This window comes from Candidatus Poriferisodalis sp. (assembly GCF_965219595.1).
Taxonomy (GTDB): Bacteria; Actinomycetota; Acidimicrobiia; order Acidimicrobiales; family Poriferisodalaceae; genus Poriferisodalis.
In genome coordinates, this window is sequence record NZ_OZ244781.1 from 3296885 (window position 1) to 3310865 (window position 13981).

Annotated in this window: 13 protein-coding genes; 9 read left to right on the top strand and 4 right to left on the bottom strand. The window is 66.4% G+C overall.

What is annotated here, in order from left to right; translation table 11 throughout:
* Positions 1-44 precede the first annotated feature (44 nt).
* From ACOQPE_RS14590 to ACOQPE_RS14630, 9 genes are all read left to right on the top strand, one after another.
* Positions 45-1394 carry an LLM class flavin-dependent oxidoreductase gene (locus ACOQPE_RS14590; protein ID WP_420609613.1) on the top strand — a complete coding sequence of 450 codons (1350 nt, stop codon included), beginning with the start codon at positions 45-47 and terminating at the stop codon, positions 1392-1394.
* Positions 1391-2119 carry a hypothetical protein gene (locus tag ACOQPE_RS14595; protein WP_420609614.1) on the top strand — a complete coding sequence of 243 codons (729 nt, stop codon included), beginning with the start codon at positions 1391-1393 and terminating at the stop codon, positions 2117-2119. The genes ACOQPE_RS14590 and ACOQPE_RS14595 overlap by 4 nt, the downstream gene beginning before the upstream one ends.
* Positions 2116-2781 carry a maleylpyruvate isomerase N-terminal domain-containing protein gene (locus ACOQPE_RS14600; protein ID WP_420609615.1) on the top strand — a complete coding sequence of 222 codons (666 nt, stop codon included), beginning with the start codon at positions 2116-2118 and terminating at the stop codon, positions 2779-2781. The genes ACOQPE_RS14595 and ACOQPE_RS14600 overlap by 4 nt, the downstream gene beginning before the upstream one ends.
* A gap of 22 nt (positions 2782-2803) precedes the next feature.
* The gene (locus tag ACOQPE_RS14605; RefSeq protein ID WP_420609616.1) at positions 2804-3322 is read left to right on the top strand and encodes a DUF1330 domain-containing protein; all 519 of its coding nucleotides are present in this window, start codon (positions 2804-2806) and stop codon (positions 3320-3322) included.
* Positions 3323-3389: 67 nt separating this feature from the next.
* On the top strand, positions 3390-3692 hold the full coding sequence (locus ACOQPE_RS14610) for a DUF2442 domain-containing protein (RefSeq protein ID WP_420609617.1): 303 nt from the start codon (positions 3390-3392) through the stop codon (positions 3690-3692).
* An 18-nt stretch (positions 3693-3710) separates the two neighbouring features.
* Positions 3711-3971: a DUF4160 domain-containing protein gene (locus ACOQPE_RS14615; RefSeq protein ID WP_420609618.1), complete on the top strand. Its 261-nt coding sequence runs from the start codon at positions 3711-3713 to the stop codon at positions 3969-3971.
* 76 nt (positions 3972-4047) lie between these two features.
* Positions 4048-4818 (top strand): TIGR03084 family metal-binding protein, encoded by a 771-nt coding sequence (locus ACOQPE_RS14620; RefSeq protein WP_420609619.1) that lies wholly within the window; start codon positions 4048-4050, stop codon positions 4816-4818.
* A gap of 150 nt (positions 4819-4968) precedes the next feature.
* Complete coding sequence (locus ACOQPE_RS14625) at positions 4969-7221, top strand: arylsulfatase (RefSeq protein ID WP_420609620.1); 2253 nt, start codon at positions 4969-4971, stop codon at positions 7219-7221.
* Between the two features lie 5 nt (positions 7222-7226).
* Positions 7227-8339: a hypothetical protein gene (locus ACOQPE_RS14630; RefSeq protein ID WP_420609621.1), complete on the top strand. Its 1113-nt coding sequence runs from the start codon at positions 7227-7229 to the stop codon at positions 8337-8339.
* A gap of 21 nt (positions 8340-8360) precedes the next feature.
* Here ACOQPE_RS14630 and ACOQPE_RS14635 read toward each other — a convergent pair whose 3' ends face one another.
* From ACOQPE_RS14635 to ACOQPE_RS14650, 4 genes are all read right to left on the bottom strand, one after another.
* Positions 8361-9158, bottom strand: a complete 798-nt coding sequence (locus ACOQPE_RS14635) for an ABC transporter ATP-binding protein (protein WP_420609622.1) — start codon at positions 9156-9158, stop codon at positions 8361-8363.
* Entirely contained in the window at positions 9155-11128 is a 1974-nt protein-coding gene (locus ACOQPE_RS14640; protein WP_420609623.1) for a dipeptide/oligopeptide/nickel ABC transporter permease/ATP-binding protein, read from the bottom strand. The genes ACOQPE_RS14635 and ACOQPE_RS14640 overlap by 4 nt, the downstream gene beginning before the upstream one ends.
* The gene (locus tag ACOQPE_RS14645; protein WP_420609624.1) at positions 11125-12069 is read right to left on the bottom strand and encodes an ABC transporter permease; all 945 of its coding nucleotides are present in this window, start codon (positions 12067-12069) and stop codon (positions 11125-11127) included. Before ACOQPE_RS14645 ends, ACOQPE_RS14640 begins: the two co-directional genes overlap by 4 nt.
* A 116-nt stretch (positions 12070-12185) precedes the next feature.
* On the bottom strand, positions 12186-13868 hold the full coding sequence (locus ACOQPE_RS14650; RefSeq protein ID WP_420609625.1) for an ABC transporter substrate-binding protein: 1683 nt from the start codon (positions 13866-13868) through the stop codon (positions 12186-12188).
* Positions 13869-13981 lie beyond the last annotated feature (113 nt).

The following is a 13981-nucleotide window of genomic DNA, read 5'->3' on the forward strand; positions in this document are numbered from 1 at the left end:
ACCGCCATCAGGCATGCTGGCTGTCGACCAGAGGGAGCAGCTCAATGCACCTGAGCGCTTTCATCCAGGCGTCCCCGAATCATCAGATCAAGGGGATGTGGAAGCACCCTGCCGACGAGACGTCGTGGGGGTACCGGACGCTGAGCTGGTGGCAGGACCTCGTGCGCACCCTGGAGCGGGGCTGCTTCGACGGGATCTTCTTCGCCGACGTGCTGGGCACCTACGACGTGTACGGAGCGAGCCGCGAGGCTGCGTTGCGCGGAGCGGTCCAGATCCCCGGCATCGACCCCACGCTGCTGATCCCGGCGCTGGCGGCATGCACCGAGCACCTCGGCTTCGCCGTGACTTTCTCCACCAGTCACCACGCCCCGTACCACACGGCCCGGCTGTTCTCGACGCTCGACCACCTCACGGGAGGCCGTGTCGGCTGGAACATCGTGACCTCGTACCTGTCCGACGCCGAACGTCAGGGGCTCGGCAAGATCCTCCCCCACGACACCCGCTACGACCGGGCCGACGAGTACGTGGACGTCTGCCTCAAGCTGTGGCAGCAGAGCTGGGACGACGGGGCGATCGTGCGCGATGCCGCCACCGACACGTTCACCGACCCGGCCAAGGTGCACGAGATCGACCATGTCGGCGAATGGTTCACGGTGCAAGGCCCGCACATGGTCGAGCCCTCCCCGCAGCGCACGCCGGTGCTGTACCAGGCGGGGAACTCGGCACGCGGCGTCGAGTTCGCGGCCAACACGGGCGAGGTCGTGTTCATGTCGGTGCCAGGCAACGACAAGGGCGCTGCCGTCGTGGCGTCGCTGCGCGAGCAGGCCGCAGCAGCCGGCCGCGACCCCGAGCACATCAAGGCGTTGCAGGTGGCGCGGGTGGTGGTTGCCGAGACCGATGCCGAGGCCCGGGCGATGCGCGACGAGTGGTCGCGGCTGTTCTCTGTGGACGGCTACCTGGCCCTGTTCTGCGGCTGGACGGGCATCGACCTCGGCGGGCACCCGCCCGACACGCCGATCGATGACATCGAGGCGAACGCGATCCGCACCCAAGTCGAGCGCTGGAAGCTGGAAGACCCCGACAAGGTCTGGACCGTCCGTGATGTCGCCCGACGACTGTCCGACACTGCCGGCGGGCTGGGGTTCGTGGGCTCGCCCAGCACTGTCGCCGATCAGCTGGAGGCGTTCATGGAGACCACCGGAGTCGACGGGTTCAACGTGACGACGGCACCCGTCCCCTGGGGTTTCGAGCAGATCGCCGACTATCTCGTGCCCGAGCTCCAACGGCGCGGCCGGTTCCGCACCAGCTACGAGGGCACCACCTTCCGGGAGAACTTCTTCGGCCCCGGCCAACGTCACCTGCACCCCACCTACCCCCGGAGGCAAAGCCGATGACTGTGGTCGACCATGACATCGTCGAGATGCCCGGTGACCCGGCGGTCGGAGCCATGCCGCCCTATCGCCGCATTGTCGGGTGGGTGCGAGCCGAGGTCGACGGCCTGACGCCAGTTCAACTCGATTTCGACGACACCAGCCCAGACAAGGAATGGATGTGGTGGTCGATCCGCCGTCAGGTCTCCCACATCGCATGGGACTCGCTGGTGTTCACCCACCGTAGATGCGCCCGCCTGCTCTGGCCCGACGGCGACGAGCCCGAACCGGTCGTGTGGAAGCACCACCATCTCGGGCCCGACATGAAGTACGACCGGATGCTCGACGAGGACCTCTACTGGGAGGTCCCCGACCTCATCGAGAAGATGGAGATCGGCATCGGCTGGCTGGAGCGGGTGGTGAGCGAGAACTCCATCGAGCAACTCCGCGCCGACACCACCAGCATCCGCGGCACCCACTTCTGGTCCTATGTCATCACCACCCTCGCTCGGGGAGCGAGCGCCGACCCGGAGCGGCCCGGCTACATCCGTTATGACCTCGAAGGGTCGCTGTGGATGGTCTTCTACGAGCTGCTCACCCACATCCGCACCATCCAACGGCTCAAGACTCATCAGGGCATCGCCCTCAACGTTGAGTTGCCGCGAGTGGGTTACCTCCGCCTGCCGGAGTACTGGGGCGACACCGACGCCAACGGACCATCCATGAAACGACTTGAGGCCAGTACATGACACCTGCCACCGACCCGTCGAACGACTCGGCCCGCGTCCGGGCGCTCGTAGTCGAAGCCGTCAGCCGAGCAGCCGATCTCATCGCCACCCCTGCCGCAGCCGAGCGGTGGGACCAGCCGTCGGCTCTCGATGGCATGACGGTCGGGGCACTCTCGGCCCACCTCGTACGCGCCGCTGGCGCCACGATCGCCTACCTCGACCGCACCCCGCCCGACCGGCGCCCCGACGGCGACCTGCTCACCGCGGTCACCTACTTCCACGCCGCGGTCGACTCCCCCATCCACGACCAGATCAAAGATGTCTCTGCCACCGAATCGGCCATCGGTCACGAAGCCACCGCAGCCAAATGCCGCCAACTGGCCGCCGACCTCGAAGCACGGCTGGCCGACGAACCCGATGACCGTCTCGTGGCCGCGCTGGGAGGCCGGCTGCTCACCCTCGACGACTTCTGCCGCACCAGGCTGATCGAGGTACTCCTGCATCTCGACGACCTCGCCGTCAGTACAGGCCAGCCCCGCCCAGCCACCGACCCAGAGGGCGCAGCAATCATCATCGACATCTGCATCAACATCGCCCGAGACCGCAACGGCGACTGGGGCGTCCTCTACGCCCTGACCCGAGCCGAACGCTCCAGCGAAACCCCAGTCTTCCCCGTCTTCTAGCCGCCGACCGAAGGGAACACCCGTGTCCACCAGCGACGCACCGACCGAGGCGCAGTTGGCACAACTGCAATCCCTGCCCATGGACGCGCCCCTCGCGGCGCTGAACCTCTTCAAGCTCAACGAGCGTGCGCAGTATCAGCCAGGAGACCCAGAATTCGGGTCGCCACTCGCTGAAGTCAGCGGCGAAGAGGCCCTTGGCCGCTATCTGGCCGAGGCCGGAAAGAAGCTGAAAGACCTCGGCGGCAGAGTCGTGTTCAGCACCACCGTCGACCAAGTGATGATGGGTCCCGACACCCTCGACTTCGACATCGCCGCCGTCATGTACTTCCCGACACGCTCCGCATTCCTGGCGATGCTCGCAGACCCGGCGTTCCAGTCGAGCTCCCGTCACCGTCGTGCGGGCCTCGCCAAGCACCACATGCTGCACCTAGCCGGCGATCCATTCGTCGCCGCCGAAACCATCGAAGCCCTGAAACAGGCTCGGGAATCCGACGACCTGACCGAATACTCAAGCCTCGACGAACTCAAAGCCACGCTGTAGCCCTCATTGATCCTGCGAGCGACAAGCCGTTTCGAGAATGACCTCGAGCACACCTAGAGTTCTTGCTATGGACGTTTCGTTGCCGCCACAGGCGGTCGAGGTCGAAGCGCGGCAGCCGTTCAAGCTGTGGATCAAGTTTGACGATGGCGTGAGCGGCATCGTCGACCTCGCCGAGTGGTCAACCCGAGGGGTCTTCACAGCTTGGTCGGACGTGGCCTTCTTCAAGACTGCACACGTACGGCCCTATGGCGCGGTCGCTTGGGGCAAGGACGACGCTCTCGAACTCGATCCGACGGCCATGTATTTGGACCTCACCGGCAAGAGCTTCGAAGATCTGCACCCGAAACCGTGGCCCGAGTTGGCTAGCTGAGACCAACCCAACCTCGTCATGGCCGAGCTGAGCCGCTTCTACGGGATCGTCATCCGCATGTACGGCAACGACCACGCTCCGCCTCACTTTCATGCCGTCTATGCAGATCGGTCGGCTCTCGTCGAGATAGCGACGCTTCGGATGATTCGTGGGAGCCTGCCGCGCCGAGCGCGAAATCTCGTCGCTGAATGGGCCGCTATCCACCAAACCGAATTGGCTGAGTCGTGGCAGAAGCTCAACCGAGGCGAGACCCCGGCAAAGATCGATCCCTTGGATTGAACGCTGGCAGGTTCGCCCACGCGGGCGTGCTTGCTGGCCGGGGACTTGGCTGGGAGCGCCGCTCTAGCATTCGGTCGTGGATCAGATTTGCGACGATCTCGAAGCCGAGACTGAGGCTCTGACCGCCGTCGTCGGCCACCTGAACGAAGAACAATGGCGTGCACCTACTGTCGCCGAGGGCTGGGACAGCCACGAGACCGTCCTGCACCTCGGCGCTGCCGACTGGCTCGCACATCTCACGCTGACCGATCCGGCGTCGTTTGCCGTCGCTCAGGGCCGAATGTCGCGCGGTGAGGTATCGCTCAACTCGTTGGTCGGCGCAGAAGTGCGGTCTCTTTCGGGATCTGATCTGTGGCGGTGGTTTCTCGAGGTGCGTGCGGACATGATCGACGCACTGCGCAGGCGGGATCCCAAGGATCGCATCGCCTGGGTCGGCCCGGAGATCGGAGCGCGGTCGATGGCGACCGGTCGACTGGTGGAGACGTGGACGCATTCCCACGATCTGGCCGACACTTTCGGCGTCGAGTATCCCCAGACCGACCGGTTGCGCAACATTGCACACATTGGCGTCATCACCCGCGACTTCAGTTACGTCAATCGAGGATTGACACCGCCGGTCGATCCAGTTCGAGTTGAGCTCACCGGCCCAAGGGGAGACATCTGGGCCTGGGGACCCGAGGATGCTGCCCACCGGGTATCTGCCACCGCCTATGAATTCTGCCTGGTCCTGACACGGCGTCGACCGCTGTCAGACTCCGCCGTCCACACACAGGGCCGCCTCGCCACCGAATGGATGGAGATCGCTCAACCGTGGATCGAACCGCCGCGGATCAGCGACAAGGCCTAGCGGGCGAACCCCGCCCACTTCCCCGTCTTCTGAACCCTGCGCCGCAGCACACTCGCCGCTGTCACTCCTGAGCTGTGGGCGTTGCTGACGTAGGGTCAGCCCGAGCGCGGGCACTGGAGTCGGCACGGGTTTGCTGGGGAGGGCGCACGGTTGAGCACACCGAAGGTTGGCACGACGGTCCATGAATCGACGCCGGGGTGGGACCCGCCGAGACGTCCGCCCCCGGGGGCACCCAATGTCGTGGTGATCGTGCTTGACGACACCGGGTTCGCGCAGCTCGGGTGCTTCGGCTCGGACATCGACACACCGAACATCGACCGACTGGCCAACGGCGGGCTGCGCTACACGAACTTCCACACCACGGCCCTGTGCTCGCCCACCCGGGCATGCTTGCTGACCGGGCGCAACCACCACTCGGTGGGCATGCGGTTCGTCTCGAACGTCGACAGCGGATTCTCGAACAGCCGCGGCGCCATCTCGCCGAAGGCCGCAACGATGGCCGAGATGCTCCGCGAACACGGGTACGGCACCTTCGCGCTGGGCAAATGGCATCTCGCAACGCTCGAAGACTGCTCTCCCGCCGGGCCGATGGACCATTGGCCGCTGCAGCGCGGCTTCGACCGCTACTACGGCTTCCTGGGCCCGGCAACCGACCAGTTCTCCCCCGAGCTGAGCATCGACAATCACCCGATCGATCCGCCGTCGCAGGCCGGCTACCACGTGTCCGAGGACCTCGTCGATCAGGCGATCGCCATGATCACCGCCCACCAAGGCTCCGCTCCCGGCAGACGCTTCTTTGCCTACGTGGCCTTCGGCGCCACCCACTCGCCGCATCAGGCGCCCCGCAACTACATCGAGAAGTACCGCGGCCGCTATGACGACGGCTGGGACATCGTGCGGCGCCGCTGGTTCGAGCGGCAGCTCGCACTCGGCGTGGTGCCCGAGGGGACGATCCTCGCGCCGCGCAACCCCGGCGTCGAGCCGTGGGACGAGCTGCCCGACGCCAACAAGGCCATCTACCTGCGCATGCAGGAGGCGTTCGCCGGCTTGCTCGATCACACCGACGACCAGATCGGCCGGCTGATCGACTTCCTCGAGAAGATCGACGTTCTCGACGACACGATCGTGATGCTGGTGTCTGACAACGGCGCCAGCCAGGAAGGCGGCAAGCACGGCACGCTGAACGAGCTGGCGTATTTCAACGAGATCGAGACGGCGATCGAGGGGATGCTCGAGCGAGTCGACGAGATCGGCGGCCCGAACATCTACAACAACTACCCGTGGGGCTGGGCCCAGGTCGGCAACACCCCGCTGCGCTTCTACAAGCAGAACACCTACGAGGGCGGCATCCGCGACCCGCTCATCGTGCACTGGCCCAACGGCATCAGCGACGCCGGCGGCCTGCGAGACCAGTACCACCACACGATCGACCTGCTGCCGACGGTCCTCGAATGCGTCGGCGTGGAGGCGCCCGAGACCTACCGCGGTGTCGCGCAGATGCCGGTCGAGGGCACGAGTCTTCGATACACGTTCGATTCGCCGTCGGCGCCGACCCGCAGGACGACGCAGTACTACGAGATGATCGGCCACCGCGCCATCTGGCACGACGGATGGAAGGCGGTGACCATGCATGCCCCCGGCACCCCGTACGAGGACGACCAGTGGGCGCTGTACCACACCGATGTGGACTTCTCCGAGTGCGTCGATCTCGCTGGGACTCACCCCGACAAAGTGCGAGAGCTCGTCAATCGCTGGTGGTCCGAAGCGGGCAAGTACAACGTGATGCCCCTCGACGACCGGCGCGGCGGCGACGCCATCGTCCGGCGCCGATCCGGTCATGGCCCGCCGGGCAAGACACAGCGCTTCTACGCCGGCACGCCGCACCTCCAGCGTGGCAAGACGCCCGACATCCGCAACCGGTCCTTCAGGATCACCGCCCGGGTGACCCGTGCCGATGGCGACGGCGGCGTGCTCGTGGCCTACGGCGCCCGCACCACGGGGCTGACGTTCTTCGTGCAAGACGACCACCTGTGGTTCACCTACAACCGGCTCGGCCAGATGTTCGACGTGCGCAGCGACACTCCGCTGCCCGAAGGCGAGCTCGACCTGGTTGTCACGTTCACCAAGACCGCGCAAGCCCAGGGCACCGCGGAGCTGTCGTGCGTGCGCGACGGCACCGCGACCGAGATGGGGCGCGGCCCCGTCGAGATGGTGCCCTACCGCGAGACTCTCTACGGCATGGACATCGGCAAGGACGCCGGCCCCACGGTGACCGACGCCTACCAAGGCCCTTTCCCGTTCACGGGTAGGCTCGAATGGGTCGAGTACGAGCTTGAAGACGACCGCGACGACCTGATCAAGGCGGCCGAGGTTGAGCTCAAGAACCAGTTGGCGGACCAATGAGCCTGATGACCACCGCGAGATTCAGCGCCGACGAGCTGTATGAGATCGTCGAGACCTACGCGAGCTTCGGCAACCACCACACCGGCACCCCGGCCGATGCCCAGACCACCGCCTGGCTGACCGACGTCCTTCGAAGCCTCGGTGCCTCGGTGCACGAAGACTGGTTCGAGTTCGACCGTTTCGTCTGCACTGCCGAGTTGAGGACCGCCCACGGAGCCGTGCCCGCGCTGCCCGTCTTCTACTGCGCGGCAGGCGACTGGCGCACCACGAACCTCTCCGTAGTTGACGTCGATGTCAACATCGTCGGCAACCCGCGAGGGCTCGACCCCTACCTCCAAGCCGATCCTGACGCAGCGGCGCTCGTCATGGCCATCGGAGGTCTCGACGACCATCCCGTGCAGTGCAACCGAGTGCCGCAGATGCCGACAACCCCCGGGCGCCCTGCAGTCATCATTCCGGGCAACTGGGCCCACCGTGTGCGCGGCGGCGACGCCGAATTGACCTTCACAGCGACGGCCGAGCCGGATCGCAGCGCCAACGTCATCGCCACGCTGGGCGCAACCGACGCACCGGCCATCAACATCACGACACCGCTGACCGGCTGGACCCCCGCCGGCGGTGAACGCGGCACCGGTCTCGCGGTCGCATTGGCAATGGCCGCCGATCTCGCTGCCGATCACCACGTCACGCTCTCGGTGTGCAGCGGCCACGAGATCGATCACATCGGTCTCAAGCACTATCTCGCCAGCCGCGACGTGACTGGCTGGCCGGTTGTCCATCTCGGCGCATCGGTTGGGGCGATCGAACCCGATTCGACGGGCCCGGCTGGGCTCGGCGCCCAACGGATGGTGCTGACCACGGCCAACGGCCAGGTCCGCGACGAGATTGGCCGCCGAGTGCTCGCAGCAAATTGGCGCTTGAGCCAGGTGAATCCGTGGCCCGGCGAAGGCGGCACATGGTTCGAAGCCGGCGCATCGGTGCTGTCGTTCCTGGGCGGATCATCGCTGTTCCACACCACCGCCGACACCGCCGCCGCTGCGACCACGCCGCAGGCCATGGCGCTGGCCGCCGAGGTTGCGGTGGACGCGGCCCGGCTCTTCCTCGACAGTCACCGGTAGCCGTTACCGAGAGGCCGCGGCTCAGCGCACCAGTGCGTCAGCCGGGTCGGGGATCGCGGCGATGAGCCGCTGGGTGTACGGGTCCTGGGGTCGTTCGCACACGTCGTCGGGACTGCCGCGCTCCACGATGCGCCCGTCGTGCATGACGAGCACCTCGTCGCAGAGCTGGCGAACCAGGGCCAGGTCGTGGGCGATGAACAGCATCGCGTTGTCAGCATCGACCAGCGCTCGCAACAGCCGCGCGACCCGCGTTCCGGTCGTGACGTCGAGAGAGCTGAGTGCCTCATCCAAGACGAGCACCCGGGGCTCGCTCGCCAGCGCCCTCGCTATGGCGACGCGCTGGCGCTGGCCGCCTGAGAGCTCCCGGGTGGTGCGTGGCCGCAACTCGGCGTCGAGACCCACATGTTCGAGAAGCTCATCGATGCGAGCGCTGTGCTCGGTGGGTTCGCGGTGGCCGTGCACTCTCAACGGTTCCCCGATGAGCTGTTCTGTGCTGTGGCGCGGATTGAGCGCCTGCAGCGGGTCCTGAAAGACAGCCTGGATGCGGCGGCGATAGTCAAGACCGGGATAGGTCGGCAGATCGTGGACTGCGACACCGTCGACGGTGACCTCGCCTTCGAACGGGACCAGACGCAGCAGGGCACGCGCCACGGTCGTCTTTCCCGAGCCGGATTCGCCCACGATGGCGGTGATCTTGCCCGAAGTGAGCTCGAAGCTGACATCGTCGACGGCGGTGAACGGCGGTGGCCACAGCGCCGTCAGGCTCCGGCGCCGCTTGAAGCGCACCGTCAGGCCATCCGCCGTCGCGAGCACGGTCACCGCTCGCCTCCGGGCTCGAATGCAGACGGTTCTACAGAGATAGCGGGCAGATCCAGTTCCTCGGCATGGATGCAAGCGACCAGATGGCTTCGAACGTTCCTCAGCACTGGTTCGCGCTCGCGGCACTCCGGCGTTGCGTGCTCGCAGCGGGGCGCATACACGCACCCGGCCGTCGGCACCGCAAGCGAAGCCGACCGGTCGATCTTCGGTTCGATCCTGACGCCCCCCACGTTGCGTGGCACCGAGAGCAGCAGCTCCGACGCGTAGGGGTGCTGCGGCGCCGTCACCAAGCCGGCCATCGGCGCCCGCTCGACCACCCGGCCCTGGTACATCACGAGGGTGCGATCGGCCAATTCGGCGGCCACTCCGAGATCGTGCGTGACCAACAGCACTGCCAGGCCACGCTGCTCGCCGAGTTGCTTGAGCAGCGTGATGATCTCGGCCTGGATCGTGACGTCGAGAGCAGTTGTGGGTTCATCGGCAATCAGCAGCCGGGGCTCACTGGCCAGAGCTTGAGCGATCACCACACGTTGCGCCATGCCACCCGAGATCTGGTCGGGGCGCAGGCGAGCGACCTCGGCAGGCCGCGGCAGGCCGACAGCGGTCAGCAGCTCGATGGTCCGGTCCGAGATCTCGCGCCGCGACATGCCCCCGACCCGTTTCAGCGCGTCGGCCATCTGCCGGCCCACCGTTTGCAGCGGGTTCAAGCTGGCAGCCGGCTCCTGGAAGACGACGCCGAGTTGGCTTCGCCAGCGGCGCTGTTCGCTTCGACTCATGTCGAGCAGGGACATGTCGCCGCTTGACGTCGCGAGCGACAGTTCGGCGGCACGCACGTCGGCCGGAGGTGTCAGCAGAGCTGCGACGGCCATCACCGCGCTGGTCTTGCCGCTCCCCGACTCGCCGACCAGGGCCACCACCTCGCCCTCGTCGACATGGAAATCTGCCGACAGCACCGCTGTCGTCGTGGGATAGTTGACCGACAGCGAGCGGACCGTGAGAACCCGGCTCGCTCCGGCAGCCCAATCGGCGCCTGCGGCAGTGCGGTCCAAGTTCGTCATCGGCTGAGCGATTGGATCGACGATTGGCGCATCGACATCTTTCGAACGGGCAATGACCGGTTCGAGGTGGCCGGCCGGGTGGTCGAACGACTCGCCCCTGCGGCGCCGCAGCAGCGAATCACCGACGATGTTGATCGCCAGCACCGTGATGAAGATCGCCACCCCCGGAGGCACCGATTGAAAGGGGTTGTCGCGATGAACACGCTGCGCGTTCGTGAGCATCGAACCCCAGCTGGCATCGGGGATCTCGACGCCGAGGCCGATGAAGCTCAGCCCAGCCTCGGTGACGATGGCCTGAGCAAAAACGGTGGTGGCGATCACGACAAGCGGGCCGCCGATATTCGGCAGGATGTGACGGAGCAGCAGACTCGAGCGGCCGAGGCCCACGACCCTCGCGCCATCGACGTAGAGGCGCTCGCGTTCGCTCAGCGTCAACCCCCGCGCCAGTCTCGCCACGCTGGCCGAGAACGCCAGGCCGACGGCGATCATGGCTTGAGTCAGGCCGCCTCCGATGGCGGCAATGATGGCGATGGCAAAGACCAGAGCCGGGATCGCCGCCACCGCGTCGACCACGCGCATCACCAAGCGATCGAGCGCACCGCCGAGGAACCCCACCGTGATGCCGATCGGCACCCCGACCGCGATCGCAATCGCCGTCGCTTCCAATCCGGCAAGCGCAGCGATGCGCGTGCCCACCATGAGTCGACTGAGGGTGTCGCGCCCCAGGTTGTCGGTGCCAAGCCAATTCTCGCTGCTCGGGCCGACCATGATCTTCGAGAAGTCGCCGAGGTTGGGGTCGTGCGGCGAGAGCCACGGCCCGAGAATCGCCACCCCCGCCAGCAGCAGGATCAGCCCCCATGCGATCTTGACTATCGGGCTTTCACGTGCCGTTGGCGCCTCGGGTGCACTCATGACACACGGGTCCGGGGATCGATGACGGTATAGGTGATGTCCAAGAGCAGCTGAACCAGCGCCACCCCGACTGCGGCAACGAACACGAAGCCCAGCACAACGGGCAGGTCGCCGTTCTGAATGGCTTCAAGCACGAGCGAGCCCAAGCCGGGATAGGCAAAGACCGCTTCCACGATCACCGCTCCGCCGAGCAGCACGCCGAACAGCGTGGCGGCGCTCGTGACCACCGGGATTGACGCATTGCGGAGCGCGGTCCGGTACAGGATCGACCGCCGTGACAGGCCAACCGACAAGGCGGTGCGGATATAGGGCTCGTGGAGCACTCGGACGAACGCGGCTCTCGTCTGGCGGGCAATCGCTGCGGCAGCGGCGGTGCCGAGCGCGATCGACGGCAGCGTGATGCTGATCAACCAGTCCTTCACCGATTCGGTAGGGCCGGTGTAGGCCGTCGCCGGAAACACGTCATAGGGCAGCGCGACGAACGCCACCAGCAGGATCCCGACCCAGAAATTCGGAATCGCTTGCCCCGTGGACGCCGCCGCGGTGATGACTGAGTCAGTCGCTCGACCGGCACGAACGCCCGCGGCGATGCCGAGCACCATGCCGATGGTCGCCGCGACGAACAGCCCGCCCAGTGCCAGCGAGAACGTGACCGACAGGCGTTCCTTCAAGAGCTGGGAGACCTGGTTAGGCCCGTTCCACGACTCGCCCAAGTCGCCGGTGGCTGCGTTGCCCAGCCATCGGCCGTACTGAACGACGAAAGTGTCGTTGACGCCGATCTGCTCCCGGAATGACTCGTAGGCCTCCTCGGTCGCGTCGTCGCCCAGCCGCACGATGGCGGGATCGGTCTCGGTCAGCTGCAGCAGCGAGAACGTGATGAAGCTCGCGAGGATCACGAGCGGCACCAGCGACGCCACCCGGATCAGGACGGTGCGAGTCACGTCGTCAGTCCGCCAAATGGGACAGTCGAACTCCCCAGCCCGATGATGTGTCGGGCTGGGGAGCTCTGGGACTGGTCAGTGCAGATAAGGACCACGAAATGGGCGTGGCCCTGCGATCACCCGACGCTCATGCCGTACGGGCGCGGCATGATGTCGGCAGGGAGCATTTCGGCGCCAGCCACGCCAGGGCCAATGACCACGCCACCCGTCGCGTGCCCGTACACCATGACGAAGCCCTGATTCACGGCGTACGCGAAAGTCTTGGCCCACGCTTCATTCTGCGCTTCGACCGTGGTGGCCTCGAACGCCTTGGCGGCGAGATCGGCCAGCTCCCCACGGTCTGCCAGGAATGGGTCGAATCCATTTCCGGGTGCCAGACGCTGACGGTAGAAGCGCTCTGGCGGGTGGCCGGCGTTGAACGTCGGCGTCAGCGGTGTCACGCCGGCGCGCATCGTGCCGGCCAAGGTTCCCGGTTCCCCGACATTGACCGATACGTCCAGCCCGAGGGCAGTCCACATCTGCGCTATCGCCTCCACCGCAGGCGCGAGCGGCGGGATGGTCTCGATCGTGATGGCGAACCCGTCCGGGTAGCCGGCCTCGGCGAGCAGCGCCTTGGCACGGTCGAGATCGAAGGCCCACTGTTCGGTGGAGGGGTCATGCCACGCCTCGGTCGGCAGGAACCATCCGGGGTACGGGTTGCCCAGACCGTTCTGGATTGCTGCGTTGAACCCGTCCCGGTCGAGGGCCAGGTTCATTGCCTGCCGGACACGGACGTCGCCGATCGGTTCGAGCAGGACGCCGTCGATGTCCATGACCTGCACGTACCACAGGCCGGGCTCTGGGCCGTCGATGATCGTCAGCCCGGCGTCCTTGTAGGCTGACACCGACAGGTCGTCCTTGAAGATCAAGTCCAGCTCGCCGTTCAAGATGGCGTTTGTCGCTGCGTCGTTTTGCAGCAGACGGATCTCGATGCGCTCGACCTGGACCGATTCAGGGTCCCAGAATCCGTCGGTGCGGGCCGCGAAGTCCTGCTGAACGCCGGCCCGGGTGGATTCGGCGTCGAAGACCCAGCCGCCTGCGCCCACGGGAGTCACATCGACATTGGTGTCAAACGCACCCGGGCTCACCATCATCCCCGGCAGCCAGGTCAGCTCCTGAAGGAACGCCGTGGATGGCTCGACGAGATCGAAGCGGACGGTCATGTCGCTCACTGCGGTGACTGTCGCGATGTTGCTGTAGGTCGCTGCCTGCGGGCTGTCTTCTCGGGCCTTGGCTCGTTCAAAGTTGGCCACCACCGCAGCGGCGTCGAGAACTGCGCCGTCGCTGAACGTGATGCCCGATCTGATGTCGAGCTCGTAGGAAGACGAGGTGATGATGCGGAACGCCTCTGCCTGGCGTGGCGCCACTCCCCCGTCGGCACTGCGGACCAGCAAGGTGTCGTACACAGGCATCAGGTATGGCCCTTGCGCGATCCCGGCCATGACCGGGTCGTATGTCTGGACGTCGGTTGTCATCGCCATACGCAGCGTGCCGGACGGCCCGGCGGGTGCCTCATCGGCAGGTGCGTCGTCAGCCGACGCATCATCGGCGGGCGCGTCGTCCGCGGGCGCGTCCTCAGCCGGCGCGTCATCGGCCGGTGCATCGTCGGCGGCTACGTCGTCTGCAGACTCACTGGCTTCGGCGTCGCCACCAGTCGCCCCGTCTCCGCTATCGTCACCGCCGCAGCTCGCAGCTAGCAGCGCGAGCACCGCGAGCACCGCGAGCAATAGGCGCAGCGGGTTCTTGGATCGCTGGGTCATGAGGTCCTCCCGACTCTCTCCCCAAAGATCCGAACCTAGTGGGCCGCATCCCACTGGTGCTTGGGACAGCTGCGGTCGACGCTGACCGGGGACTTCGCCCCGAGCGCCGCTCT

Bases quoted from the DNA above. Each gene is read 5' to 3' on its own strand.
- ACOQPE_RS14590 (WP_420609613.1), top strand. From the start codon at position 45: ATGCACCTGAGCGCTTTCATCCAGGCGTCCCCGAATCATCAGATCAAG.
- ACOQPE_RS14615 (WP_420609618.1), top strand. From the start codon at position 3,711: ATGGCCGAGCTGAGCCGCTTCTACGGGATCGTCATCCGCATGTACGGC.
- ACOQPE_RS14600 (WP_420609615.1), top strand. From the start codon at position 2,116: ATGACACCTGCCACCGACCCGTCGAACGACTCGGCCCGCGTCCGGGCG.
- ACOQPE_RS14640 (WP_420609623.1), bottom strand. From the start codon at position 11,128: ATGAGTGCACCCGAGGCGCCAACGGCACGTGAAAGCCCGATAGTCAAG.
- ACOQPE_RS14595 (WP_420609614.1), top strand. From the start codon at position 1,391: ATGACTGTGGTCGACCATGACATCGTCGAGATGCCCGGTGACCCGGCG.
- ACOQPE_RS14610 (WP_420609617.1), top strand. From the start codon at position 3,390: ATGGACGTTTCGTTGCCGCCACAGGCGGTCGAGGTCGAAGCGCGGCAG.
- ACOQPE_RS14630 (WP_420609621.1), top strand. From the start codon at position 7,227: ATGACCACCGCGAGATTCAGCGCCGACGAGCTGTATGAGATCGTCGAG.
- ACOQPE_RS14650 (WP_420609625.1), bottom strand. From the start codon at position 13,868: ATGACCCAGCGATCCAAGAACCCGCTGCGCCTATTGCTCGCGGTGCTC.